Origin of the sequence: Microvirga sp., from assembly GCF_014699075.1 — a bacterium.
Lineage (GTDB): Bacteria > Pseudomonadota > Alphaproteobacteria > Rhizobiales > Beijerinckiaceae > Microvirga.
This window is the reverse complement of the sequence record NZ_JACXAB010000006.1, coordinates 144,823-168,882: the sequence shown is the minus strand read 5'-3', so window position 1 is coordinate 168,882 and position 24,060 is coordinate 144,823. Positions and strand designations below refer to the sequence as shown.

Sequence of the window (24,060 nt, the reverse complement as noted above, 5' to 3'; positions counted from 1 at the left end):
GCTTCCTCATAGGAGCATGGAATCGGTGAGGCAACCATGCCGCTAGGAAACTCCAGCCTACTAGTACAGGTCTTCAACTTACTGCGACTGCCACCCTCAAGCCAAAGAATGTTGCACTATTCCGGCCCGCGGCCCGTTGATTCGGGCTCAAACACACGCAGGCCCTGATGTTCCGTTTTTTCGAGACCCGCATCGATTTCCGAAAGAAGCCGCCGGAGGAATCGCCTCCGGATACGTTGTGGGGCTTCTACTGGCACTTCATCCGGCAGGCGAAGGGCCTGTTCATTGCCCTGTTCGCGCTCGGCTTCGTGCTTGCCGTGTTCGAGGCGCTGATTCCCTGGCTCATCGGGCGCCTGGTGAACGCCCTCTCGACCACCTCGCCGGAAGGCATTTTCGACGAGGCCGGGCCGCTGCTCATCGCCATGGCGGCGATCATCCTGCTGGTGCGGCCGGTGGGCACGATCCTGTTCCGGCTGCTGGTCAACCACTCGCTTGCCGTCTCCTTCACCACCATGGTGCATTGGCAGAACTACTGGCACGTGGTGCGCCAGCCTCTCGGCTTCTTCCAGGAGGATTTTGCCGGGCGCATCGCCAACCGGGTGCTGCAGACGGGCCGGCCCCTGCGCGAGACGGTCCTGTCGGTGGCACGCGCGGTCTGGCAGATCCTGATCTTCGGCGCGGCCTCCATCGGTCTCTTGGGCACGCAGGACTGGCGCCTCGCCATTCCGATGGCCGGATGGTTCGTGCTCTATGCCACGCTGCTCGGCGTTTCCGTGCCGCGCATCCAGACCCGCTCGCGCGTGTCGAGCGAGGCGCGCTCCGCCGTCACCGGCAAGGTGGTGGACAGCTTCACCAACATCATGACGGTCAAACTGTTCGGGCGCCGCAAGGACGAGGACGAGTACATCAGCGAGGGCTATCATAGGCTCAACGATGCCTTCATGAGCCAGCAGCGCATCAACACCCTCTACGTGGCGGGGCTGACCATTCTCAACGCGATTTTCCTGGTCGCCACCGGGACTGTGGCGGTGTGGCTGTTCAGCGCCAACCGGGTCGATGCCGGCACCATGACCACGGCGCTGCTGCTCTCCACGCAGATCGTCTCCATGTCCGGCTGGGTGGCCTTCGAGGTCATGGGCATCTTCGAGAATCTCGGCACGGTGCAAGAGGGCATGAAGACGATCTCGCGCCCGCTCACCATGCAGGACAAGCCCAATGCGAGGCCGCTTACAGTGCCGCGCGGCGAGATCCGCTTCGAGAATGTCAGCTTCTCCTACGGCGAGGGCGACACGGTCATCGAGCGGCTCGATCTCACCTTGCGGCCCGGCGAGAAGATCGGCCTCGTCGGCCGCTCCGGCGTCGGCAAGACCACGCTGGTCAACCTGCTGCTGCGCTTCTTCGAGCCGCAAGAGGGCCGCATCCTCATCGACGGGCATGACATTGCCGACGCGCAGGAGGAGAGCCTGCGCGGAAAAATTTCCGTGGTGACGCAAGACACGTCGCTCCTGCACCGCTCGATCCGCGAGAACATCCTCTACGGGCGGCCCGATGCCAGCGAGGAGGCGATGCGCGAGGCCGCGCGCCAGGCTCATGCCACCGACTTCATCGAGCGCCTCGTCAACGGGCGCGGGCGGCGCGGCTTCGATGCCCATGTGGGCGAGCGCGGCGTGAAACTTTCCGGCGGCCAGCGCCAGCGCATTGCGATTGCCCGCGTGATCCTGAAGGACGCGCCGATCCTGATCCTGGACGAGGCGACCTCGGCGCTCGATTCCGAGGTCGAGGCGGCGATCCAGGAATCGCTTGCCACGCTCATGGAGGGCAAAACGGTGATCGCCATCGCGCACCGCCTCTCGACCCTGCAGCTCATGGACCGCCTCATCGTCATGGACGAGGCCCGGATCGTGGAAGAGGGAACGCATGAGGAGCTGCTGGAGAATAACGGCCTCTATGCGGGCCTCTGGTCGCGCCAGTCGGGCGGGTTCTTGGCGCCACGCAGGGAGAGCAAGGGCGAGAGGGTTTGAGGGATAGATGGTCTGACTGGATGGCTGAGTAAACCAACCAGCGTATCTCCCTCTCCCGGGTGGGAGAGGGTTGGGGTGAGGGCAGGCCGATGAAGAATGAGGGGCTGTGGGATCCGTGCTGCAACGGAGACGACAGTGCCTTGCTGTTGAAGTGTCATTCCCTCACCCCTGCCCCTCTCCCACATGGGAGAGGGAATGCGAGCAACCTGCATCCTCTCCCTTTCACCCTAACCCGATCCTGGGTAAGGTCGCACCATTCCCACCATCCCGAGATTTCATCACACCATGCATAACGACCGCCTGAGCCTTGATGTCATTGCCCGCCACGTCGATGCCAAAGCCGAGGATTACTGCGCCTTGAGCGACCGCATCTGGGCCATGCCGGAACTTGCCTTCGAAGAGCACCGGTCGGTCGCTGAGCAGATCACTATCCTGGAACGCGAGGGATTCCGCATCACGCCAAATGTTGGCGGCATGGCCACGGCCTTCGTGGCCGAATGGGGCTTGGGCGGTCCCGTCGTCGGGATCCTCGGCGAGTTCGATGCCCTGCCTGATCTGGCACAGGTGTCCGGCTTCGCCGAGCACAAGCCGACGGTGAGAGGCGCGCCGGGCCATGGCTGCGGCCACAACCTCCTCGGAGCGGGATCCGCGCTCGCCGCCGTCGCCCTCAAGGATGCGCTTCAAGCGGAGGGCATCGCCGGCACCGTGCGTTATTACGGCTGCCCGGCCGAGGAGAGCGGATCGGGCAAAACCTTCATGGCCCGCGCCGGCCTGTTCGACGATCTCGATGCCGCCTTCTGCTGGCACCCGAACGTGATCAACGAGGTCTCGACCACCTCGTCGCTCGCCTGCATCCAGGCCTATTTCCGCTTCAGGGGCCGGGCCGCGCATGCGGCCGTCTCGCCCCATGTGGGCCGCTCGGCGCTCGATGCGGTGGAGCTCATGAATGTGGGCGTGAACTACATGCGCGAGCACATGCCCTCCGACGCCCGCGTGCATTACGCCATCACCAACACCGGCGGTGATGCGCCCAACGTGGTGCAGGCTTACGCCGAGTCGCTCTACCTCGTACGCTCGCCGCACCTGCCCGACGCCGAGCGCCTGTTCGAGCGCGTGAAGAAGATCGCGGAAGGCGCGGCGCTGATGACGGAGACTTCCGTTTCCGTGCAGATCACGGACGCGACCTCCAACGTCGTGCCGAACAAGGCGCTGCAGGAGGCCATGTTCGAGAACATGCGCCGCCTCGGCCCGCCCGCGTTCGATGAATCGGATGTCGCCTTCGCGGAGAAGCTCCAGAAGTCAGCGCTGACCGAAGAGGAGATCCTTGCGAGCGTGAAGCCGTATGACATGTCCCTGAAGACCAAGGTGCTGCATGACGGCGTTCTCTCCATGCCAGCCCGCGAGGAGGTGATGATGGGCACCACCGATGTGGGCGACGTGAGCTGGATCGTGCCGACCGTGCAGTGCCACACGGCCTGCTTTGCCATCGGCACCCCGTTCCACACCTGGCAGCTCGTCACGCAGGGCAACCTGCCGGCCGCGCATAAGGGCATGGTGCTCGCCGCCAAAGCCATGGCGGCCACCGCCGCCGATTGCCTTCGCAATCCGGACCTCATCGCCCGCGCCAAGGCGGAGCTGCGGGAGCGCACCGGCGGGCGCGCCTATCGCTGCCCGATCCCGGACGATGTCACGCCGGACGATCTCCGCGCGAAGGCAGCCTAAATCCCTCGTCGTCATCCCCGGGCTTGTCCCGGGGCTCCACGTCTTCTGCGACGTTGAGGTTCTAAGACGTGGATGGCCGGATCAAGTCCGGCCATGACGAAGCGGATGTGGTCTCTGGCTCTCAAAAAATGAGTTCACAACCTCAGCATTTGCATTTCAGCAAAGTCAGCTTGGCGGTCGATGGTCTCGCCGCCGCAGCAGTGCCGGCTTATCTATCCGTCACAGGAATGGAGAGCGCCATGAAGCTGACCGGAATTCATCATCTGACTGCCGTCACGGCGGATGCGCGCGGCAATCACGCCTTCTACACCCAGACCCTGGGCCTGCGGCTCGTGAAGAAGACCGTCAACCAGGACGACGTGAGCGCCTACCACCTGTTCTATGCGGATGCGAAGGCGTCTCCCGGTACGGACATCACCTTCTTCGACTGGCCGGTGGACCGCGAGCGGCGCGGCACCCACAGCATTGCCCAGACGGCCTTGCGGGTGAATGGCGAGAAAGCTCTTGCCTGGTGGAAGGACCGCTTCGACAGCCTCAATGTGCGCAGCGACGAGGTTGTCGAGCGCGACGGCCGCCTTTCCCTCGATTTCGAGGATTTCGAAGGCCAGCGCCTGAGCCTCGTCGACGATGGCGGGCAGGGGGAGGCTCATCCGTGGGAGCACAGCCCCGTGCCGGTCGAGCACCAGATCCGCGGCCTCGGCCCGATCCGGATCAGCGTTCCGAAGCTGGAGCGCACGGCCCGCGTGCTTACCGAGGCCATGGATATGCGGGCGGCTCGAGAGTATCGCGTCGGCGATACGCCGGTGCATGTGTTCGCCATGGGCGAAGGCGGCGCCGGCGCAGAGCTGCATGTGGCCGTGGAGCCGGGCCTCGCGCCGGCTCGTCAGGGTGCGGGCGGCGTGCACCACGTGGCCTTCCGCACGCCGAACGAGCAAACCTACCAGGAATGCTGGGAGCGCCTGCAATCGTTGCGGGCGCCGTCGAGCGGCCCGGTGGATCGCTATTACTTCCGCAGTCTCTATTTCCGCGAGCCCAACGGCATCCTGTTCGAGATCGCCACCGACGGGCCAGGCTTTGCCACCGACGAGCCCATGGACAAGCTCGGCGAGCGCCTCGCCCTTCCGCCCTTCCTGGAGCCGCGCCGGGCTGAGATCGAGGCAGGACTCAAGCCGCTTTAGAGCCTGGGTTCCACCAGTTTCATCGAATGCTGCGAGCCGCCCTGGCCTTCTCAGGGCGGCTCTCTTTTTGAGGGAGGCAACCGCCTTTTGCGGCGTTGCGTCTCAAGCGATCGGCTGCGGATGCGTGTACAAGGTCAGGGCTTCCGGAAGTAAGACTTCATCAATCGTAATATTGTTATCATTGTTTTTTTGCTTCCGTTGTAGAGTTGTGTAAGACTTTGCTTAAGTTAATCCGTTTCATGTGTTTACATTACTTCTTGTGTAGGGGTTTCCCATGTTTCGCGCCAAGGTGAAGACCGGCTTGGTGGCAGCGCTGCTTGCTCTGACCGCCTTCGTGGGCGCCGCATATGCGGCTTCTCTGGCCATGCCGACCGACAGGCCGATCCTGACGATCTCGGGCAAGATCTCCGTGACCAACAAGGACAACACGGCGCAGTTTGACCGTCAGATGCTGGAATCCATGGGCTTGGTGACGATCGAGACCACGACGCCCTGGCATGAGGGCAAGGTGAAGTTCGAGGGCGTCCCCATGGACAAGCTGATGAAGCTTGTCGGCGCGAACGGCCAGCGGGTCGTGGTGGTGGCGCTCAACGATTACAGCACCGAGATCCCGATGGCGGATTTCGGGAAGTATAATGCGATCCTCGCCATCAAGCGTAACGGAGAGTACATGCCCGTGCGCGACAAGGGCCCCCTGTTCATCATCTATCCATACGACAGCAATCCCGACCTGCAGACCCAGACCTATTACGCGCGGTCTGCCTGGCAGGTCGCGAAGATCGACGTGAGATAGCAGGGCCTGGCAGGGTCCGGAGGTCGCCTTTGTCGCTGCGCACATTCAAAACGGTCATTGCTGTCGTCATCGGTGCATTCCTGGTCGCCGCTGTCTACATCTCCGTGCTCGTCGTGCAGCGCCAGGGAACCCTTCGACAGATCTCTCTCTATAACCCTGCCTGGGAAGCCGGCCAGGCGACCTCCGAGTTCATGAGGCTCGAACATCGCTTGGCCGATTTCACCAATTCCGGCAGCGGGGTCGGCAGGGAAGAGGTGGAACTGCGCTACGAGATTCTTCGTGGCAGAGCGCAGATCCTGAACGAGGGCAGCTTCAAGGACCTCCTCCAGAGCAATCCGGAACACAGAGCCACCCTTCGCGAGTTCCAGGACAAGATCGCTGCCGTGCAGCCTCTGATCGACGATCTCGATCAACGTCCGCAGGGCGCACAAGAGGCGCTCCAGATCCTGGCTCCGCTTGAGGCTCCGCTTTCACAATTGGCATCGGCTGCGCACAACCACGGCGCCGCGCTTGTCCAGAAGGATCAGCACGAACTCATCCGCCTGCATTGGGCCTTCTCCGGCATTGCCGCAAGCCTGATCCTGGTGGGCGTCATCCTGATCCTGCTTCTCGACAGGCACAACCGCCTGCTGGCGAGCGCTCATCAGGAGCTCCATGCCCTTGCTCATCAGGATGCATTGACGGGCCTTCCCAACCGCGTGGTGCTCCGCAACCAGCTGGAGCAGGCCCTCGCCGGCTTGAAACCGCAGGGGCGCACCATTGCCGTTTCCTATCTGGATCTGGATCACTTCAAGGACGTCAACGACTCCTTCGGCCACGAGACGGGAGACGAACTGCTCAAGGCGGTCGCCGAGCGCCTGCGGGACTGCATCCCTGCGCATGAAGGTCAGGTGAGAAACCTCATCTCCCGTTTCGGCGGCGACGAGTTCGCAATCCTGCAGACCGGGATCAGCAAGCCGGGCGAGAGCGCGGCTCTCGCGGCCCGCATCGTGGAAGCAATGCGTGCGCCGTTCAGCGTCAACGGCCAGGAGATCTTCATCGGCACCAGCATCGGAATCGCGCTGGCTCAAGGCCATGTCACCCCAAGCCAGATCCTGAAGCATGCGGACATGGCTCTCTATCACGCCAAGGCCGACGGGCGCGGCACGTTCCGCTTCTTCGAGCAGGAGATGGACGTGCAGCTTCAGGCCCGCCGCGTGCTCGAGGTCGATCTGCGCAAGGCCGCGACCAACGGTGAGTTCGAATTGTTCTACCAGCCGCAGATCAACATCAGCGACAATGAGATCGGAGGCTACGAGGCACTCCTGCGCTGGCACCATCCGGAGCGCGGACTCGTTCCGCCCGCCGAGTTCATCCCGGTGATCGAGGACACGGGTCTCATCGTGCCCCTGGGCGACTGGATCCTCGAGCAGGCCTGCCGAGAAGCGATAAAGTGGCCGCGTAACATCCATGTGGCGGTCAACCTTTCACCCGTGCAGTTCCGCAGCCGGGGATTGGTGCAGAGCGTCAGCCGTGCCCTGGCATCATCGGGTCTCGCCCCGAGCCGGCTGGAGCTGGAGATCACCGAATCGGTGCTGCTGCAGGACAACGAGGCAACCGTCTCGATGCTGCATGATCTGCGCCGCCTCGGCGTGCGCATCGCCATGGACGATTTCGGCACCGGCTATTCGTCGCTGAGCTACCTGCGCAGCTTCCCGTTCGACAAGATCAAGATCGACCAGTCCTTCGTACGGGAAATGTCCCAGCGGGCGGATTGTCTCGCTATCGTGCAGTCCGTGGCTAATCTGGGCAGCAGCCTCGGCATGCCGACCGTGGCCGAAGGCATCGAGACGGAAGAGCAGCTGCGCCAGATCCAAGCGGCCGGCTGCACCGATGCTCAAGGCTATTATTTCGGCCGCCCGATGCCAGCACGGGACCTGGTGCATACACTGGCCGCGCTCAAGCACGCGGTGAAGGTAGCCTGAGATCGCCCGGTCTTGTTGGTGAGCCCCTCGAACTATGTTAGGTATGATTTCATCATGATCTGCATGCAGGTGGTGCTCTTGAGAGAGCGCCCTGACCGACCATCGCTGGAGCAAGTTGAATGAAGACATATTGTGAGTTCACATTCGAAGCTGCTCATTCGGTAGCTCCGTATTCCGGGCTGCATGGCCATACCTTCATCGTCAAGCTCACCTTCGGTGGACCTGTCGATGACGTGTATGGGTGGCCGGTGAATCTCTACGACGTAGAGAACTACATCGAGGAGATCAAAGGCAAGCATGGATCGGGCCTCGATCACGGCAACCTTGATCTCAATCCTGCCATCGGCATCGCCTCGCTGGAGAACGTCACCACGTATATCTGGAAGCTGGTGAAGGAACGCTTCCCAGGGCTGGAAGAGGTCGAGCTCAAGCGCGGCATGGCGGGCTCCTCGGAAGGCTGCATCTACCGCGGCGAAACCGCCGCATCCCGAGAGAGTATCGCGGCCTGAGAGCTGTCGATCAACGAGCAAAAAAGCCGCCCCTCGGGCGGCTTTTTTATCTGCGGGCAGTTCTGGAGCATTTTTCGGCGAAGTGGCTCCGGTTCGCCGTCAAAAACTCGGCAAACCAAAGAAGAGAGATGATTCCACGCAAGTGGAAACATCTCCAGACGATCAGGGCGTGTAGCCGAACGAGTACGACACGGTGAGCCCCACGCCGACCTGATGCTCGGAACCGAAGCGCTCGACGATGGGGCTGTCGGCGGCATCGCTCACGAGATGCTTATAGGTGACGAAGGCGGTGGTCGACCATTGCGGCGACCAGTCGTAGCTGACGGCGCCGGTCGCGCCGACGGACGTGATGCCACCGGAAGGACGGTAGGCCGTCACCTGGCCGTTGAGCGCCGCCTCCTCGGGCGTCACGCCGAAATAGGTGCGGGTGAATTCGCCGTCGCCCAGCGACAGCCTGGGACCGAGGGACAAGGTAACGGCGCCGAAACGCTGCACCGCGTCGAGACCGAAATCGGCCACGAAGCCCTCATGCCCGCCAAAGCCACGCCGGATCTCGGCGCGGGCGCGCAGGAACTCCAGGGGCCAGTATTCCACGAACACGCCGGGCTCCACCGCCCAGTCGATCTTGTCGAGGCCGACGAGTTCCCGGTTGTCCTCGTAGTAGCGTCCGCCCACGAAGCGACCGACCACGCCGACGCGGAAAGCCGAGTCGTCGAGCAACGAGAAGCTCAGGCCGTCGTCGGGAGCGCTGAAGCGCTCGACCGTTCCCGCCCGGCGGAAGCTCAAGGACGGATAGCCAATGAAGCTGAAATCATCCGAGCCGGGATAGGACGGCCCTGCCCGCAGGTTGCCCTTGACCGTGACGATCCAGCCCGAGGAGCTCTGGATGGGTTCAGGCGAGAACACGGGGTCCGCTGCCTGGGCCAGGGTCGACCCAGTGGCGAGGAAGGCGAGGAAGGCAAGGGATCGGGCTGTGCGCATGATTCTTCCGGCTCGTTGTTCCACCTAGCCGTCGTGGCCTCAAATGGACGTAAGGTCAAGCCAAGGGCTTGCCTATGGTTTCGCAAGTCTGACCGGCCACGCGGGTTTGGACCGGTCCGCAGGAGAACCTTTGTCCGAGCTGAACGGTTGTCAGAAGCAGATCCAGGGAGAGCGTCTTGGCCCCACACCGCATCAGCAGCCATCCGCAGCCGGACGAGTTCTATCCCAAGCCGCCCCCGACGGAGCCTTTGCCCGTGATGCCGATCCCGCCGGAGACGCCGGCACCATCCACTCCGACCGGCGTTCCCTCATCCCTGCCGGAACAGCCGCCTGAGTCGGACAGGCCGGCCATTCACCCGATGCCTCAGCCTGAGGTGCCGTGAGGAGCGGCTGGCCCGCCTCAACGGGGAGTGCAGTTCTCCGGCACTTGGAGAAATGATGATCAAAGCAGCTATCTTCGACATCGACGGCACGCTCATCGACACCGTCGACCTTCACGCGGAAGCCTGGGTGAGAGCTCTCAAGCATTTTGGATTCGAGATTGCGTTTCAGGATTTGCGCTCGCAGATCGGCAAGGGCGGCGATCAGATCCTGCACGGGCTTCTGCCGCCTGAGGTGATCGAGCAGCGGGGCGACGCCATCAAGGGCTTCCGCGCGGAACTCTTCAAGCGCGAGTACCTGCATCAGGTGCGCGCCTTTCCCGCTGTCCGGGAGCTTTTTGAGCGCGTCCGCGCGGCAGGGCAGAAAGCGGTGCTGGCGTCGTCGGGCAGTGCGGATGAGGTCGAGCAATACAAGGGGATTGCCGGCATCGCCGATCTTATCGACTCGGCGACCTCGTCGGACGATGCGGAGCGCTCGAAACCGTTTCCGGACATCTTCGAGGCTGCGCTCGCGAAGCTTGCACCGCTCACGCCTGAAGAGGCCGTGGTGATCGGCGATACGCCCTATGATGCGGAGGCTGCGCGCAAGGCGGGGATGAAATCCATCGGAGTTTTGTCCGGCGGCTTTTCGGAGCAGGCCCTGAAGGATGCAGGCTGCATCGCGGTCTATCGCGACGTCGAGAGCCTGCTGCACCGCTACGACAGCTCGCCGTTTGCGTCATGACACGAAAATGGCAGCCCTGATGAAGCAGGGCTGCCACGGGGTTCAGACACCCTGCACGCGAAGATTGTTCTGAACGTGCGAAACGCCGGAGGCGAGCTCGACCAGATCCTCGGCGCGGCGCTTGAGGCCACGGCTCATGACGGTGCCGTTGAGGGTGATCTCGCCGTCCTTCACGAGAACTTCGATGTTCGAGGCGTCGATCAACGGATCCTCCGTCAGGCGCTCGCATACATCCTCGTGGATGCGCTCGTCCGACCGCCGGTAGCCCTTGGGGCCGCGGCCGCGATGCCGGCCTGCGCCGGCCTGGCCCTCATTCCGACCGGAGCGGACATCGGCATCGTTGGGATCGCGGTCGCCGAAGGCGCCATACCCGGAGCGGGACCGGCTGTAGCCTGGGTCGAAGCCCTCGTCATCGCGCGGGCCACCCCGCCCGTCGTCGATCACGCCTCCGGAAAACGCGTTGGCATCGCTGCCGTAGCCGCCCGGATACTCTCGGCCCTCGCCGCGGAAACCCACGGCGCCCTGGGGCACGTCACCGTAGCCGTTGTCGTCGTCGAAGGGGTTCCGGTTCCTGCGGCGGGTGTCTACCATGGTGGTTGCTCCTGTGATTGCAGGAGCAACCACCCGGCTTGCGCGTGGTTCCACACGACAATCGCAACACAACGAAGAGTACTCCAACCCCATGAAAGCCGCGCAGCGCCTCAAGCTCTTCGAGGATGTTTATGCCCGCGACGGAGGGTGCTGCGTCTATTGCGGTATCCCGGCGCGCCGTCCCGGTCCGGGGGTGAAACGCGCCCCGGATCTTGCGACCCTCGACCATGTGTTCCCAAGATCCTACGGCGGCCCGCTCACCCGCGACAACCTCGTCCTGGCCTGCTCCGCCTGCAACAACGAGCGCGGCACCATGGAGGCCGAGGCATTCAAAATGCTCAAGGCGAACAAGGCCACAGACTGAGCACCGGCAGCCGATGTGGAACAGGGCTGTCAGCGCCGACGTTCGACAGCCGGATGATGTCATTCGAACGGAGACTGCGATGAACATCGAGGATCACGTGCGCGAGGCCATTATCGCGGAGCTGAAGCGCCAGTCCGAGGCCGGCGAGCAGGGCCTGCGTGTCAGGACGGGCGAAGACGAGACGATCACCATCGAGGGCCGGGTCAATCTCGACGAACTCACCATGGCGGTGGTGGGGTCGCTCGCCGGCGGACCCTGACCGTTCACGCTCGGGCTGCGACTGCCCCGGCTTCGGCCGAAGCGGCCTCCTGCTCCGGGCTCAGAGCCAGGTAGCGGAAGCGGTGCCGCTCAGCGGGAGCGCTATCCAGGAGGGCGAGGCTCTTGTCCATGTCGCGCTGTCCGGCAGCCCAGCGGTCACGGATCGAGGACGGCGAGTAGTCGAAGGTTTTTCCCGCCCGCTCGTCGCTTCCCGCAAAGTAGGCCAAGTGCAACAGCGTGGCCTGGGGACCGTCAGGCTCCAGCTGTTCACGCAAGGCGTACTCCCGCTTGAGCCCCTTCAGGGCCCGGTGCGTGGGACTTGCGAAGATCATGTCGTTGGCCCGCTCCGCGGCCGAATCGAGCGAAGCCGGACGCGAGGCGTGCAGGCTGAACAGCTCGACGGCGATGCAGGTGAAATCTTCACCTCGCGGCTCCGCGAATGGCACCTCGATGGGCAGGTTGTTGGTGTAGCCCGGATCGCAGAGCAGACGCCCGCCGATCTCGACCGGCGGGAAGACCGGCGTGATGGCGGCGCTCGCCAGAAAGTGCTCGGGCGTGAGCGTGTCGCGGGTGTTGTCGAAGAGAACATCCTCGCCGCTTTCGAGATCGACGCAGCCGATGGTCAGGCGAATGTCCGCCCGGTTCAGCCGGTCGAAATCGACGAGCCGCTCCAGCGTCTGCTGAAGAGGTCTATGATCGTAGAGCGCCACATCGCCCGGCATCCAGGGCAGCATGGACAGCATGCCGGGAAAACGGTGCCCGAACAGGCCGGGCCGGCCGAACAGGAGCGCCGTGATCGTGTGCAGCTCGTTGTAGGTGTGCCGGATCTTCGTGCCGCGCCCGAGCAGGCCCGGCGTGCTGATCATCGCCTCGTCCCAGAATTCTTTGAGCCGCGGCAGGCGGTCCTCCGGCGCGTTGCCGGCGATGATGGCTCCTGTAACGGCCCCGATGGACCCGCCGACAATCCATTGCGGCTCGATCCGCCGTTGCTGCAGCTGTTCGTAGGCGCCCGCGAGGTAGGAGCCCAGCGCGTTGCCGCCGCCGAGCACGAGAACGAGCGGCTGATCCTGTCCGAGCTTTGACGACGCAGTCATGTGATTGCCCTGGTAAGAAAAGCCCGCCGGCGCTGCCGGATTTGAAAGTGTGCTCCCATGCGGGCATAGGAGAGGGCAGGGAACGCATGCAGGCGGCAGCGGTTCCGCGACAGGCTCGATGGGAGACGGACATGGCGAAGCAGGACATCGCGATCAAGACCCAGGATGGAACCGCCAAGGCCGGCCTGTTTCACCCGAGCCGCCGGCCCGCGTCGGAGATTCCCGGCGTGATCCTCTATATGGATGCCTTCGGGCCTCGTCCTGCGCTCGATGCCATGGCCGAGCGCTTGGCGGGTGAGGGCTATGTGGTTCTGCTGCCCGATCTCTTCTACCGCTACGGCGATTATGGCCCCCTTGATGCCAAGACCGCCTTCAGCGAAGAGCCCACCCGCACAAAGCTGCGGAGCATGATCAGCGACACGACCCAGGACATGACCCGGCGCGACAGCGCAGCCTTCCTGGAGGCGTTGACGCGAGGCGGAGCCTCGGGTCGGATCGGCACCGTCGGCTATTGCATGGGCGGCAGCCGCGCCATCAACGCGGCGGCGGCCTATCCGGACCGCATCGCCGCTGCGGCGAGCTTCCACGGCGGGCGTCTTGCCAGCGAGGCGCCCGACAGCCCGCACCTGAACGTGGCGACGATCAAGGGCCGGGTTTATGTGGGCAGTGCCGGCGTTGACGAGAGTTTCCCGCCCGAGCAGTCGGCGCGCCTGGCCGAGGCCCTGCGCCGGGCCGAGATCGACCACGTGATCGAGAACTATGTCGGCATGGCCCATGGCTGGGCCGTTCCGGACAACAGGGTCTATGACGAGCGCGGCGCCGAGCGCCATTGGAAGCGCCTGCTTACCCTGTTCGACGAGACGCTGCGCTAGGCCGGGATTGAAGCTTTCGGAGGCAAAGGGAACAGGCCGATGAAGTGCCGAGCAAGGGCGCGGTCGCCCTCGATCTGCAAGGCCCCTGCCTTCTCAAGCGCCTCCAGCGGCTGACCTCCGTAGATCGCACCTGCCAGCACCGGCGGTGTGCCGGTTAAAATCAGGTCGGCACCCTGAAGAGCGCTGCGGCTGATCTCGATTCTTCCACCCGCTAGCTGCGCCAGAAATGTCTCCTCGCCGAGGCGGAAGCCCACCCGCGCCTCCAGGCCCTCCGCTCGCTTGGAATCGAGCATCGTTCTCAGCGACAGCAGGAAGGATGCGGTGCTGAACGGCAGGGTCGGGTCATGCCGGGGTGAGCGCGCCGCCCACCGGCCGAGCGCCTGAAAGATCGGCTCGCTCTCGTAGCCCCATTCCGTGAGTTCATAGACCTGGGTGGAAGCGGGCGGCGGCAGCTTGCGCCGTACCAGAACCCCTGCGGCCTCAAGGCCTTCGAGCCGCTGGGTGAGCACATTGGCGCTGATCCCCGGCAGGCTCTCGCGCAGGTCGCTGAAACGTTTCGGCCCCATCATGAGCTCGCGGATCACCAGAAGCGCCCAGCGCTCGCCCACAAGGTCGAGGGCGTGAGCCGCCGCGCAAGCGTCCTCGTAGTGGCGCTTGGAGCGGGTGTTCGGCAATTGAGTTATTTTTTCTAACTTCATAGTTGCTATTTATAACTGAACGTGGAATCAATGTCAAAACACCCAAGGGAGAGACCCATGTCCAAGCTGATCTTCATCAACCTGCCTGTCAGCGACCTGCCGAAATCCATCGCCTTCTACGAGGCCCTGGGTGCGGTGAAGAATGAACAGTTCACCGACCACACCGCCGCCTGCATGGTCTTTTCCGAGACCATCCACGTGATGCTCCTGACCCACGACAAGTTCCGCCAGTTCACGCCGAAGACAATCGCGAATGCGCGGGAGACCACGGAGGTTCTGATCTGCATGTCCGCCGACAGCCGCGATGATGTCGATGGGACACTCGCCAAAGCCGAAGCAGCCGGCGGCGCAGTCGATATCGGCCCGAAGCAGGATTACGGCTTCATGTATGGCCGCAGCTTCGAGGATCTCGATGGTCACATCTGGGAAGTGATGTGGATGGACCTTGAGGCGGCCAAGGAAGCCATGGGCGAGATGGCACCGGCCTGACGGTCAACGGACTAAGGCAAAAACCGGCAGGCCGAAGGGACCTGCGTGGAACACAAGGGAGACGACGATGCGCGTGATGGTTCTGGTGAAGGCGACGAAGGACAGCGAGGCGGGCATCATGCCCTCGACCGAGCTATTCGAGGCTATGGGCAAGTTCAACGAGGAGCTGGTCAATGCCGGCATCATGCGGGCTGGCGACGGGCTGAAGCCTTCATCTCAAGGCAAGCGAGTGGCCTTCGACGGCCCGGACCGCAGGGTCATCGACGGACCCTTCGCCCAGACCAATGAGCTGGTTGCCGGCTACTGGCTCTGGGAGGTCAAGGACATGGCCGAAGCAGTCGAGTGGGTGAAGCGCTGCCCTAATCCCATGCCCGGCCCGAGCGAGATCGAGATCCGCCCGTTCTATGAAATGGCGGATTTTGCAGAGGCCATGACGCCCGAGGTCTCCGAACTGCACGATCGGACAAGCGAAAAGCTGGCAAGCCGCTGACATCCCGTCGGCTGCTGCCGGGTAAAAGGGAAGAGGAACGAATGACCACGATCTCACACGCAGCAACGGCAGGGGCCGCTCCCACGAGCAGCGGCCTTGTCTGGACCGGACGAGCCTTGAGCGGCCTTGTCGTTCTCTTCCTGCTGTTCGACGGTACCATCAAGCTGGTGCCGCTTCAGGTGGCGATCGACACGGTGATCCCGCTTGGCTGGCCGACGGATCCCGTGACCTGGCGTGCTCTCGGCATCGTGCTCATCGTCTCCACCCTTCTCTATGCTTATCCGCGAACGGCATTCCTGGGCGCGCTCCTGATCACCGCCTATCTCGGCGGCGCGGTCGCCACCCATGTGCGGGTCGGCTCTCCGCTGTTCAGCCACAGCCTGTTCGGCGTCTATATGGGCATCGCCCTGTGGACCGGGCTCTGGTTGCGCGATCCGCGTATCCGAGCGCTGCTGCGCTAGCGTTCGATCATCTCACCAATCACGTGGAAGGATCATTCCGTGTCCAAGATTGCCCCTTGCCTGTGGTTTGATGGAAAAGCCGAGGAGGCCGCGCGGTTCTACGTTTCGCTGCTTCCGGATTCACGCATCGATGCCGTGCTGCCCTACACCGTCGAGGCCCCTGGCGGAAAGCCTGGGGACACGATGCTGGTGGAGTTCACGCTGGCAGGCGAGAGCTACATGGCGCTGAACGGCGGTCCGTATTTTCAGTTCACGCCGGCCATGTCGCTGTTCGTGAGCTGCAACGATCAGGCGGAGATTGACCGGCTCTGGGATGCGCTCTGCGACGGCGGCACGCCGATGCAATGCGGCTGGGTTACGGACCGCTACGGCGTCTCCTGGCAGATCGTGCCGGCGGTGCTCGGCGTCATGATGAAGGACAAGAACCCCGCAAAGGTGCAGCGCGTCACGGAGGCGATGCTGCTGATGATCAAGCTCGACGTCGACCAGCTGGAGAAAGCCTACAACGATGCCTGAAATCTGCGTCCGGCGACGCAAGCCTGAACGCTCGCAGGATCCCGTCAGGCGACGGCCGTGGCAAGCTGGATCTGCATGCCGTCGATGACCACGCGGTTGCGGCCGGCCGCCTTGGCCCGGTAGAGCGCCGAGTCCGCTCTCTCGATTACCTCCTGAACGTCCTCGTCGCTGCGGCGGGCCATGGCGCCACCGACGCTCACCGTCACGGCAATCCGATGGTCCTGATGCTCGATGGTGAGCGCCTCGACGGCCCGGCGCAGATTCTGCGCGACCGTGATGATCCCGGCCGCATCCACCTCATGCACGAGAACGACGAATTCTTCGCCGCCGAACCGGGCCACCTTGTCGGAGGTGCGAAGGGCTTTGGTCAAAGCCGTTGCCACCGACCGGATCACTGTGTCTCCGGCGACATGGCCATAGGTATCGTTGACGCTCTTGAAGAGATCGATGTCGAGGATCAGCACGGCAAGAGGACGCTCATAGCGCCGGTAGAGGCTGAACGCGTCATCGGCGAGAAGGCTGAAGCCCCGGCGGTTGAGGAGCCCGGATAGCGCGTCCGTTTCAGCCAGATGACGAAGCGTGGAGACGTCCTTTGCATGCTGGGACGAGGTTTCGATCACCTGCTGTTCCGCTGCGCCGGCTCTGCGCAGGAGGGAGCGCAGCGCCGAGGAGAGCTGCACGATCTCCAGCGATCCCGTCACGCGCGGCAGCTGGGTGATGGCCGGATCGCGGCCGATGCGGTTGGCGGCTGCGATGATCGTCTGCAGGGGACGAACCACGCCTCTGGCGATGAAGAGGGCGCAGACCAGCCCGATGGCCGCGATGGCGCAGCCCAGCCCCATGATCATCCAGACGATCCCTCTCGTTGCCGCAAACGCGATGCTGTCCGGCTGGCGCGACACGACGATCCAGCCGAGCCCCGGATAGTCCCGGTAGCCTTCCGCCGCGGCAAAGCCCGTGAGCATGGGCTCTGTGCCCGCTTCATCCTCGAAAGCGCCGGTCTTTGCCCGGCGCATGAGCAGCACCTGCTGCTCCGGGAAGGGCTTGCTGCCGATCTGTGGTCCGAGAAGCATCGTTCCATCGGAGGAGAGAATCCAGAGTGATCTCCCACCGGCCTCGGACTGGCTGCCGAGGAGCGACTGGCGTGTCTCGTCGGCCCATGTCCAGCTCAGATGAACGCCGATCACCCCGATGACACGACCTGCATCGTCGCGAACCGGAGCGGCGACATCGACGAAACGGAAAGGCTCGTTGTTCGGCGCAGGGCCGAGGAGCTTGGCCAGGAGCTTCGCCTCGTGCACGTCGCCGACGGCAGGCCCTTTGAGCCCGTCCTGGAACCAGGGCCGCGCCTGCACGGACTGGCCTTCCAGCATGCCCTGCGTTGCGGCCTGCACCGTTCCATCGGGCGTGACATATCCGATCCAGGCATAATCCGGGTAGGAGGCCTGGATCCGCTCGAGCGTTTGGCGGATGCCTGTGGGCTCTCCGGTCCAGATCGCCTTCAGAGCCGGCATCGCGGCGAGGTTGCGGGCCTCCCGGTAGCGCTCGAACATGCCCCGGTCCAGGATGTTCGCGATTACGGCAGCCTGTTGCGCCTCATGGGCCATGACAATGCCGCGGACCCGGCCTTGCGCGATATAGGCAGCGCCGGCCGCAACGATGCAGACGAGCGCGAAGCACAGGAGGCCGACCAGCAGGGTCACCTGCTGCCGGAGCGATCGATGGCGCATGGCCAGCATCGCGGCTGTTCGCCGAACATACATCATGGGCGTCGAGCCTTACCCTGTCCTGCCGTGTCCCACGACATCTTTCGGACAGATCAGTTAAGGGATTCCTTCCGCAACGGCATTTACGTTGAAACCTAAGCGAAATTTTTGCCGAGGCACTTTGGCGCAAAACGAAAAAGGCGGAGCAGCTTTCGACTGCTCCGCCTTTCATGATTGGCATTGGAATAGGATCAGACGTCCAGGTTCGCCACCGACAGGGCGTTCTCCTGGATGAACTCGCGGCGGGGCTCCACCACGTCGCCCATGAGCTTGACGAAAAGGTCGTCGGCGTCGGTGGTGTCCTTCACCTTCACCTGCAGCAGCGAACGCACGTCACGGTCCAGCGTCGTCTCCCAGAGCTGCTGGGCGGTCATCTCGCCGAGGCCCTTGTAGCGCTGGAGCTGAAGGCCCTTGCGGCCATAGGCGATCACCGCATTGAACAGCGAGAGCGGACCGTCGATCTGCATCTCGTCGTTCTTGCGCACCAGCTTCGCGGGCTTGGCGTAGACATCCTGCAGGGAGGTGGCGCGCTCGTCGAGCTTCTTGGCCTCCTGGCTTGCGATCAGGGCCTGGTCGAGAACGGCGTGCTGCGTCACGCCGCGCACCGTGCGGGAGAAGACATAACCGCCTTCGCGCACCTCGCCGGTCCAGCCGCGCTCCAGGTCTTCCGAAATCGCGTCGAGGCGCTGCGCGATATAGGCGGCAGCGGCCGGACCCTTGTCGGGATCCTCCACCACGTCGGGACGCAGCGCGCCGGCGATCGCCGCCTGCTCGACGGCCTTGCGGTTGTAGCGCGTATGCAGGTTGTTCAGGACCTGCCGCACGAGACGGGCCTCGTCGATCAGACCCTTCAACTGGTCGCCATGGAACTCCACGCCGGTCTCAAGCCGCAGGGATGCGCCCTCGATGCCGGCGTCGATGAGGAAGTCCTCCAGCGCGCGCTCGTCCTTCAGGTAGATGGACTGCTTGCCGCGGGTCGCCTTGTAGAGCGGCGGCTGCGCGATGTAGAGGTGCCCGCGCTCGATCAGCTCCGGCATCTGCCGGAAGAAGAAGGTGAGCAGCAGGGTGCGGATGTGCGAGCCGTCCACGTCCGCGTCCGTCATGATGATGATGCGGTGGTAGCGCAGCTTGTCGAGGTTGAACTCCTCGCGGCCGATGCCGGTACCGAGCGCGGTGATCAGCGTGCCGATCTCCTGGCTGCCCAACATCTTGTCGAAGCGCGCGCGCTCCACGTTGAGGATTTTTCCGCGCAAGGGCAGCACCGCCTGGAAGGAGCGGTCGCGGCCCTGCTTAGCGGAGCCGCCGGCCGAGTCGCCCTCGACGAGGAGGATTTCGCACTTCGACGGGTCGCGCTCCTGGCAGTCGGCGAGCTTGCCGGGCAGAGACGCGATGTCGAGCGCTCCTTTCCGGCGGGTGAGCTCACGCGCCTTGCGGGCGGCCTCGCGGGCGGCGGCGGCTTCCACCACCTTGCCGACGAGAGTGCGGGCCTCCTGAGGATGCTCCTCAAGCCAGTTGTTCAGGGCCTCGTTGACCACGTTCTCGACGGCGGGACGCACCTCGGACGAGACGAGCTTGTCCTTGGTCTGCGAGGAGAACTTCGGATCCGGCACCTTCACGGACACGACGGCGGTCAGGCCCTCGCGGCAATCGTCGCCGGTGAGCGAAACCTTTTCCTTCTTCGTGAGGCCCGAGGATTCCGCATAGCCGTTCACCTGGCGGGTGAGCGCCGCGCGGAAGCCCGCGAGATGCGTGCCGCCATCCCGCTGCGGGATGTTGTTGGTGAAGCAGAGCACGTTCTCGTGGTAGGAGTCGTTCCACCACAGGGCCACCTCGACGCCGATATTGTCCCTCTCGGCACGGATCATCACCGGCTGCTGGATCAGCGGGGTCTTGGCGCGGTCGAGATAGCGCACGAAGGCTTCGACGCCGCCCTCGTACATCAGCTCCTCGCGCTTGTGCTCCGCATGGCGCTTATCGGTGAGGATGATGCGCACGCCGGAGTTCAGGAACGCCAGTTCGCGCAGGCGGTGCTCCAGGGTGTTGTAATCGTACTCCACCATGGTGAAGGTTTCCGTGGAGGCCAGGAAGGTCACTTCCGTGCCGCGCTTGCCTTCGGCGTCGCCGACGACCGCGAGGGGCGCGACCGCATTGCCGTGCTTGAACTCGATTTCGTGGGCCTTGCCGTTGCGGTAGATGCGCAGCTTGAGCCAGCTCGAGAGCGCGTTCACCACCGAGACGCCCACGCCGTGCAGACCGCCGGAGACCTTGTAGGAGTTCTGGTCGAACTTACCGCCCGCATGCAGCTGGGTCATGATGACCTCGGCCGCCGAGATGCCTTCGCCCTTGTGGATGTCGGTGGGGATACCACGGCCGTTGTCGGTGACGGTCACCGAGCCGTCGGCGTTGAGCGTGACCGTGACTTCCGTTGCGTGACCGGCGAGCGCCTCGTCGATGGCGTTGTCCACCACCTCGTAGACCATGTGGTGGAGGCCCGAGCCGTCGTCGGTATCGCCGATATACATGCCCGGCCGCTTGCGCACCGCATCAAGGCCCTTGAGCACCTTGATCGATTCAGCGCCATAAGCGTCGGCATTCACGTTGATAGCAGGTTCGGCCATTTGGGATCCTTCGGAGCGCAGCAAAAAGGGGGGAGGCGTGCGCTCAGGGTTTGATTCGTCAGATCAGTTATTTAGGTGCGAATGGTTGAAATTTCACCCCCACGCGCATACGCGCGCGTGAAAACAGGCGGAAAATCCACCAAAAACTGCCGAATCAGGGTGCCTGGAGGGGCGGTTCCTTGCCTCAGGCGCTGATGGCGCTCAGCGCGCCGCAACAGCCGCCGCCGCTCCCGCCATGACGGTGCCCGTGGTCCGGTTGAGGATGCGGATCGCCCGCGGGCTGGTGAAGAGCCGGCGGGCGCGGGCGGCGAGCGCGATGTAGCCGGCGAAAACCACGCCGAGCACCGTCAGGGTCGCCAGGACAAGTTCGGTGAAGCCCAGGAGCGTAATCCGGGTCAGGTCGAGGAAGGTGGGCAGGAGCGCCAGGTAGAACACCATGACCTTCGGGTTGCCCAGGGTGAGGGCAATCCCGCCGATAAGAAGCTTCAACGGGTGCTCCGCACGCGCATCGGTCTTGATGTCCTGGGCCACCACGGGAGCGGTCCAAATCTTATAGGCGATGTACAGGAGATAGGCCGCTCCCAAATATTTGATGGCCAGGAACACTCCGTGGAAGGTCTGCGCGAGGGCGGCGAGCCCCAGGATGGCAAAGGACAGCCAGACCACGTCGCCCAAAGCGACGCCGATGCTGAACGCCACCGCACCCTTCGGCCCACGTCCCAGCACCCGGGCCACGATGGCGGCGATGCCCGGACCCGGCGAGGCCGCGGCGATGAACAGGGCTGAGGAGAAGAGCAGAAGGCCTGCGAGATCCATGAGGCTTACCCGAAGACAGGAGCGGCAATGGCGCTCAGCATAGAACGATCGGGCACGCGGTACTACTCAGCTCTTGTGATGGGTTCGATCACGCCGGGGGAGACCTGCAGCACGTCGGCGCGGCCTTGGAGTTCGGCGAAGAGGCTCGGGTCTGCTCCCGTCATCCAGACCTGCCCGCCAAGCGACTCCAGCGCCGCGAAGAGGCCGGCCCGGCGCCGCGGGTCGAGATGGGCCGCCACCTCGTCCAGCAGCACGAAGGGCGCGATGCCGCTCATGCTGGCCACCAGCTGCGCATGGGCCAGCACGAGGCCGATGAGCAACGCCTTCTGCTCACCCGTCGAGGCCGTATTGGCCGGAATGTCCTTGGGCCCGTGGCGAACGACCAGGTCGGAGGCTTGAGGTCCCACGAGGGTGCGACCGGCGGCCCGGTCGCGCGGCCGGTACTCGCGCAGGATGGCCCGATAGCGGTCCTCGGCATCGACCGCCGGCAGGGTGGACACCAGGGTGTCGAGATCGCCTTCCAGGCCCATCGTGGCGAAGGGGAAGGGGGAATCCTCCGCGCGGGTCTCCAGGATGAGGCTTGCCAGACGCTCCACGGTCTCGCGGCGAGCGGCCGCGACCGCGATGGCGAGTTCCGCCACCTCGCGCTCCAGGGCATCGAGCCAGAGGCGGTCGTCGGGGTTCTCCTCCAGCACGCGATTGCGCGAGCGCAGCGCCCGCTCGAGCGCATTCACCCGCGTGCCATGCTCCGCGTCAACCGCGAGCACGAGCCGGTCGAGAAACCGGCGCCGGTCGCCGGCCGGACCGCGGAACAGGGCGTCGAGATCGGGCGTCAGCCAAACGATGCGCAGGTACTCGGCAAAGGCGGTCGGCGAGGACGCCGGCATGCCATCGATGCGGCATATGCGCGAGGCGCGCGTCGTCTCGCTCTGCGGCTCCAGGCCGGTGCCGAGGCGATGCTCGCCGTAAGGCGCATCGAGCGTGACGGACACGGCGAAGGAGCCCGGTCCGTCGTTGCGCGCCATCTCGCTGAGTTCAGCGCGCCGCAGGCCCCGCCCTGGCATGAACAGGGAGATCGCCTCCAGCACGTTGGTCTTGCCCGCGCCGTTCTCGCCCACCAGTGCCACAAGCGGGCGCGAGACGGTGAGATCCAGGCTCGCATAGGTGCGGAAATCCTGGAGGATCAGACGGGCGATTCGGGAAGCGGCAACAGGAGCGGAGGACATGCGCCCCCTTCATTCAGGAGCGGGGGCGAAAGATCAAGCATCGGCACGGCCGAGCCGTTGTTCTGTGCTGTCGTGATGTAGCCTCAGGGCTCGTCATGGCCGGGCTTGTCCCGGCCATCCCGATGAGAAGAGCGCTGCATCTTCCCGAAGCGATATCACCGGCACAAGGCCGGTGATGACGTGGAGTTTGATCCTGAAGACGATCCCATGCCGCCCGCGACGTCCGGAATGACTGCCATCCAAAGCGGCTTACACCCGCATCGGCATCAGGACGTACAGCGCCGCAGCGCCGTCGCGGTCCTGGATGATTGTGGGGGAGCCGGGATCGGCGAGCTTGAACACGGCGGTGTCGCCGTCGAGCTGGGACGCGATGTCGAGGAGATAGCGGGCGTTGAAGCCGATATCGATCGGCGTCGCGTCGTAATCGACCTCGATCTCTTCCGTCGCACTGCCCGAGTCCGGGTTGTTGACGGTGAGCGTCAGGCGTCCGTCGCCGAGCGCCAGCTTCACGGCGCGGCCGCGCTCCGACGAGATCGTCGAGACGCGGTCCACGGCCTTCGAGAAATCGGCGCGCTCGACCACGAGAACCTTGTCGTTCCCGGCCGGGATGACCCGCTGGTAGTCGGGGAAGGTGCCGTCGATGAGCTTGGAGGTCAGCACAACACCGTCGAAAGTCAGCCGCACCTTGGCGGAGGACAGTTCGATGGTGATGGTTTCCGAGCCGTCCTCCACGAGCTTGACGATCTCGGCCACGGCCTTGCGCGGAATGATGACGCCGGGCATGCCCTCTGAGCCGTTCGGGGCCGGGATCTCGACGCGGGCGAGGCGGTGGCCGTCGGTGGCGACGGCGCGCATCACGACGGAGCCGCCCACGTCCAGCGTGTGAAGATAGATGCCGTTCAGGTAGTAGCGCGTCTCTTCCGTCGAGATCGCGAACTGCGTCTTCTCGATCAGGCGCTTGAGGTCGGCCGCGGGAAGCGTGAAGCGGTGCGGCAGGTCGCCGGCGGCGAGATCCGGGAAGTCGCTTTCCGGCAGGGCCTGCAGCATGAAGCGCGAGCGGCCGGAGCGGATCTGCATCTGGCCCATGTCGGGCGTCATCTCCAGGGAGACCTGCGCCCCATCCGGGAGCTTCCTCACGATGTCGTAGATCATGTAGGCCGGGACGGTGGTGGAGCCGGCCTCCGTGATGTCGGCCGGGATCGTCTCGGTCACCTCGATGTCGAGGTCCGTGGCCTTCAAGCGCAAGGAGCCCTCTCCCGCCCGCAGCAGGATGTTGGACAGGATCGGAATGGTGTTGCGGCGCTCGACGACGCGGTGCACGTGCCCCAGCGCCTTCAGCAGAGCGGCGCGCTCAACGGTAACTCTCATAACCTTCGACACCTGGTTTCGGTGAAATTCTTGGCTTGTGCCCGTGGCAGGTCGCCCTTGAGCGGGACAAGCAGGGCAGCAAGATTGGCTTTTGTCGGCGGAGAAAGCAAGGCCGGGGCCATTCTGGCCCGACGACGGGCCAGAACCCGGCCTCGATTGTC

Annotated in this window: 24 protein-coding genes; 15 read left to right on the top strand and 9 right to left on the bottom strand. The window is 64.3% G+C overall.

Features of this window, described 5'->3' with window-relative positions; all coding sequences use genetic code 11:
- Positions 1-167: 167 nt before the first annotated feature.
- The 6 genes from IC232_RS12230 (at position 168) to IC232_RS12205 (ending at position 8,187) form a co-directional block, all read left to right on the top strand.
- Positions 168-2,021: an ABC transporter ATP-binding protein gene (locus tag IC232_RS12230; protein ID WP_190845248.1), complete on the top strand. Its 1,854-nt coding sequence runs from the start codon at positions 168-170 to the stop codon at positions 2,019-2,021.
- 285 nt (positions 2,022-2,306) lie between these two features.
- Positions 2,307-3,743 carry a M20 family metallopeptidase gene (locus IC232_RS12225; RefSeq protein ID WP_190845247.1) on the top strand — a complete coding sequence of 479 codons (1,437 nt, stop codon included), beginning with the start codon at positions 2,307-2,309 and terminating at the stop codon, positions 3,741-3,743.
- A 239-nt stretch (positions 3,744-3,982) separates the two neighbouring features.
- Positions 3,983-4,921 carry a ring-cleaving dioxygenase gene (locus IC232_RS12220; RefSeq protein WP_190845382.1) on the top strand — a complete coding sequence of 313 codons (939 nt, stop codon included), beginning with the start codon at positions 3,983-3,985 and terminating at the stop codon, positions 4,919-4,921.
- 274 nt (positions 4,922-5,195) lie between these two features.
- A complete protein-coding gene (locus IC232_RS12215; protein ID WP_190845246.1) occupies positions 5,196-5,714 on the top strand; it encodes a molybdopterin-dependent oxidoreductase in 519 nt (172 codons plus the stop codon).
- A gap of 29 nt (positions 5,715-5,743) precedes the next feature.
- A complete protein-coding gene (locus IC232_RS12210) occupies positions 5,744-7,678 on the top strand; it encodes a putative bifunctional diguanylate cyclase/phosphodiesterase (RefSeq protein ID WP_190845245.1) in 1,935 nt (644 codons plus the stop codon).
- Between the two features lie 119 nt (positions 7,679-7,797).
- Positions 7,798-8,187 carry a 6-carboxytetrahydropterin synthase gene (locus tag IC232_RS12205; RefSeq protein WP_190845244.1) on the top strand — a complete coding sequence of 130 codons (390 nt, stop codon included), beginning with the start codon at positions 7,798-7,800 and terminating at the stop codon, positions 8,185-8,187.
- Positions 8,188-8,349: 162 nt separating this feature from the next.
- Here the strand turns inward: IC232_RS12205 and IC232_RS12200 are convergent, their stop codons facing one another.
- Positions 8,350-9,168 (bottom strand): MipA/OmpV family protein, encoded by an 819-nt coding sequence (locus tag IC232_RS12200; protein WP_190845243.1) that lies wholly within the window; start codon positions 9,166-9,168, stop codon positions 8,350-8,352.
- A 176-nt stretch (positions 9,169-9,344) separates the two neighbouring features.
- Here IC232_RS12200 and IC232_RS12195 point away from each other — a divergent pair, with 176 nt between their 5' ends.
- Positions 9,345-9,551: a hypothetical protein gene (locus IC232_RS12195; protein ID WP_190845242.1), complete on the top strand. Its 207-nt coding sequence runs from the start codon at positions 9,345-9,347 to the stop codon at positions 9,549-9,551.
- A gap of 55 nt (positions 9,552-9,606) precedes the next feature.
- Positions 9,607-10,272, top strand: coding sequence for an HAD family hydrolase (locus tag IC232_RS12190; RefSeq protein WP_190845241.1), 666 nt, complete (start codon positions 9,607-9,609; stop codon positions 10,270-10,272).
- Between the two features lie 42 nt (positions 10,273-10,314).
- Here the strand turns inward: IC232_RS12190 and IC232_RS12185 are convergent, their stop codons facing one another.
- The gene (locus IC232_RS12185) at positions 10,315-10,863 is read right to left on the bottom strand and encodes a BON domain-containing protein (protein ID WP_210335330.1); all 549 of its coding nucleotides are present in this window, start codon (positions 10,861-10,863) and stop codon (positions 10,315-10,317) included.
- Positions 10,864-10,954: 91 nt separating this feature from the next.
- Between IC232_RS12185 and IC232_RS12180 the strand changes: the two genes are divergently transcribed.
- Together IC232_RS12180 and IC232_RS12175 are read left to right on the top strand one after the other, a co-directional pair.
- Complete coding sequence (locus tag IC232_RS12180) at positions 10,955-11,227, top strand: HNH endonuclease (protein WP_210335329.1); 273 nt, start codon at positions 10,955-10,957, stop codon at positions 11,225-11,227.
- Between the two features lie 79 nt (positions 11,228-11,306).
- Complete coding sequence (locus IC232_RS12175) at positions 11,307-11,486, top strand: hypothetical protein (protein WP_190845238.1); 180 nt, start codon at positions 11,307-11,309, stop codon at positions 11,484-11,486.
- Positions 11,487-11,490: 4 nt separating this feature from the next.
- On the opposite strand, the gene IC232_RS12170 is transcribed toward IC232_RS12175, so the two are convergent.
- Positions 11,491-12,579 (bottom strand): patatin-like phospholipase family protein, encoded by a 1,089-nt coding sequence (locus IC232_RS12170; RefSeq protein ID WP_190845237.1) that lies wholly within the window; start codon positions 12,577-12,579, stop codon positions 11,491-11,493.
- 131 nt (positions 12,580-12,710) lie between these two features.
- On the opposite strand from IC232_RS12170, the gene IC232_RS12165 reads away from it, so the two are divergent.
- Positions 12,711-13,451, top strand: a complete 741-nt coding sequence (locus IC232_RS12165; protein ID WP_190845236.1) for a dienelactone hydrolase family protein — start codon at positions 12,711-12,713, stop codon at positions 13,449-13,451.
- On the opposite strand, the gene IC232_RS12160 is transcribed toward IC232_RS12165, so the two are convergent.
- The gene (locus IC232_RS12160) at positions 13,448-14,149 is read right to left on the bottom strand and encodes a winged helix-turn-helix transcriptional regulator (protein WP_190845235.1); all 702 of its coding nucleotides are present in this window, start codon (positions 14,147-14,149) and stop codon (positions 13,448-13,450) included. The genes IC232_RS12165 and IC232_RS12160 overlap by 4 nt on opposite strands.
- 57 nt (positions 14,150-14,206) lie before the next feature.
- On the opposite strand from IC232_RS12160, the gene IC232_RS12155 reads away from it, so the two are divergent.
- The 4 genes from IC232_RS12155 (at position 14,207) to IC232_RS12140 (ending at position 16,105) form a co-directional block, all read left to right on the top strand.
- Positions 14,207-14,638 carry a VOC family protein gene (locus IC232_RS12155; protein ID WP_190845234.1) on the top strand — a complete coding sequence of 144 codons (432 nt, stop codon included), beginning with the start codon at positions 14,207-14,209 and terminating at the stop codon, positions 14,636-14,638.
- Positions 14,639-14,705: 67 nt separating this feature from the next.
- Entirely contained in the window at positions 14,706-15,128 is a 423-nt protein-coding gene (locus IC232_RS12150; RefSeq protein ID WP_190845233.1) for a YciI family protein, read from the top strand.
- 41 nt (positions 15,129-15,169) lie between these two features.
- Positions 15,170-15,589 (top strand): DoxX family protein, encoded by a 420-nt coding sequence (locus tag IC232_RS12145; RefSeq protein WP_190845232.1) that lies wholly within the window; start codon positions 15,170-15,172, stop codon positions 15,587-15,589.
- 39 nt (positions 15,590-15,628) lie between these two features.
- Positions 15,629-16,105 (top strand): VOC family protein, encoded by a 477-nt coding sequence (locus IC232_RS12140; RefSeq protein ID WP_190845231.1) that lies wholly within the window; start codon positions 15,629-15,631, stop codon positions 16,103-16,105.
- 44 nt (positions 16,106-16,149) lie between these two features.
- Here IC232_RS12140 and IC232_RS12135 read toward each other — a convergent pair whose 3' ends face one another.
- From IC232_RS12135 to dnaN, 5 genes are all read right to left on the bottom strand, one after another.
- Entirely contained in the window at positions 16,150-17,835 is a 1,686-nt protein-coding gene (locus IC232_RS12135; protein ID WP_190845230.1) for a sensor domain-containing diguanylate cyclase, read from the bottom strand.
- A gap of 227 nt (positions 17,836-18,062) precedes the next feature.
- Positions 18,063-20,489, bottom strand: a complete 2,427-nt coding sequence (gyrB, locus tag IC232_RS12130) for a DNA topoisomerase (ATP-hydrolyzing) subunit B (protein ID WP_190845229.1) — start codon at positions 20,487-20,489, stop codon at positions 18,063-18,065.
- A gap of 201 nt (positions 20,490-20,690) precedes the next feature.
- Positions 20,691-21,305: a LysE family translocator gene (locus IC232_RS12125; RefSeq protein WP_190845228.1), complete on the bottom strand. Its 615-nt coding sequence runs from the start codon at positions 21,303-21,305 to the stop codon at positions 20,691-20,693.
- Positions 21,306-21,367: 62 nt separating this feature from the next.
- Complete coding sequence (recF, locus tag IC232_RS12120) at positions 21,368-22,531, bottom strand: DNA replication/repair protein RecF (protein WP_190845227.1); 1,164 nt, start codon at positions 22,529-22,531, stop codon at positions 21,368-21,370.
- A gap of 249 nt (positions 22,532-22,780) precedes the next feature.
- A complete protein-coding gene (dnaN, locus tag IC232_RS12115) occupies positions 22,781-23,899 on the bottom strand; it encodes a DNA polymerase III subunit beta (protein ID WP_190845226.1) in 1,119 nt (372 codons plus the stop codon).
- Positions 23,900-24,060 lie beyond the last annotated feature (161 nt).

Excerpts from the sequence above, each read along its gene's own strand:
- IC232_RS12200 (WP_190845243.1), bottom strand. The coding sequence starts at position 9,168 with ATGCGCACAGCCCGATCCCTTGCCTTCCTCGCCTTCCTCGCCACTGGG.
- IC232_RS12165 (WP_190845236.1), top strand. The coding sequence starts at position 12,711 with ATGGCGAAGCAGGACATCGCGATCAAGACCCAGGATGGAACCGCCAAG.
- IC232_RS12225 (WP_190845247.1), top strand. The coding sequence starts at position 2,307 with ATGCATAACGACCGCCTGAGCCTTGATGTCATTGCCCGCCACGTCGAT.
- dnaN (WP_190845226.1), bottom strand. The coding sequence starts at position 23,899 with ATGAGAGTTACCGTTGAGCGCGCCGCTCTGCTGAAGGCGCTGGGGCAC.
- IC232_RS12170 (WP_190845237.1), bottom strand. The coding sequence starts at position 12,579 with ATGACTGCGTCGTCAAAGCTCGGACAGGATCAGCCGCTCGTTCTCGTG.
- IC232_RS12125 (WP_190845228.1), bottom strand. The coding sequence starts at position 21,305 with ATGGATCTCGCAGGCCTTCTGCTCTTCTCCTCAGCCCTGTTCATCGCC.
- IC232_RS12185 (WP_210335330.1), bottom strand. The coding sequence starts at position 10,863 with ATGGTAGACACCCGCCGCAGGAACCGGAACCCCTTCGACGACGACAAC.
- IC232_RS12230 (WP_190845248.1), top strand. The coding sequence starts at position 168 with ATGTTCCGTTTTTTCGAGACCCGCATCGATTTCCGAAAGAAGCCGCCG.
- IC232_RS12145 (WP_190845232.1), top strand. The coding sequence starts at position 15,170 with ATGACCACGATCTCACACGCAGCAACGGCAGGGGCCGCTCCCACGAGC.
- IC232_RS12205 (WP_190845244.1), top strand. The coding sequence starts at position 7,798 with ATGAAGACATATTGTGAGTTCACATTCGAAGCTGCTCATTCGGTAGCT.
- IC232_RS12155 (WP_190845234.1), top strand. The coding sequence starts at position 14,207 with ATGTCCAAGCTGATCTTCATCAACCTGCCTGTCAGCGACCTGCCGAAA.
- IC232_RS12150 (WP_190845233.1), top strand. The coding sequence starts at position 14,706 with ATGCGCGTGATGGTTCTGGTGAAGGCGACGAAGGACAGCGAGGCGGGC.
- IC232_RS12220 (WP_190845382.1), top strand. The coding sequence starts at position 3,983 with ATGAAGCTGACCGGAATTCATCATCTGACTGCCGTCACGGCGGATGCG.
- IC232_RS12215 (WP_190845246.1), top strand. The coding sequence starts at position 5,196 with ATGTTTCGCGCCAAGGTGAAGACCGGCTTGGTGGCAGCGCTGCTTGCT.
- IC232_RS12190 (WP_190845241.1), top strand. The coding sequence starts at position 9,607 with ATGATCAAAGCAGCTATCTTCGACATCGACGGCACGCTCATCGACACC.
- IC232_RS12160 (WP_190845235.1), bottom strand. The coding sequence starts at position 14,149 with ATGAAGTTAGAAAAAATAACTCAATTGCCGAACACCCGCTCCAAGCGC.
- IC232_RS12175 (WP_190845238.1), top strand. The coding sequence starts at position 11,307 with ATGAACATCGAGGATCACGTGCGCGAGGCCATTATCGCGGAGCTGAAG.
- IC232_RS12135 (WP_190845230.1), bottom strand. The coding sequence starts at position 17,835 with ATGCGCCATCGATCGCTCCGGCAGCAGGTGACCCTGCTGGTCGGCCTC.
- recF (WP_190845227.1), bottom strand. The coding sequence starts at position 22,531 with ATGTCCTCCGCTCCTGTTGCCGCTTCCCGAATCGCCCGTCTGATCCTC.
- gyrB (WP_190845229.1), bottom strand. The coding sequence starts at position 20,489 with ATGGCCGAACCTGCTATCAACGTGAATGCCGACGCTTATGGCGCTGAA.
- IC232_RS12180 (WP_210335329.1), top strand. The coding sequence starts at position 10,955 with ATGAAAGCCGCGCAGCGCCTCAAGCTCTTCGAGGATGTTTATGCCCGC.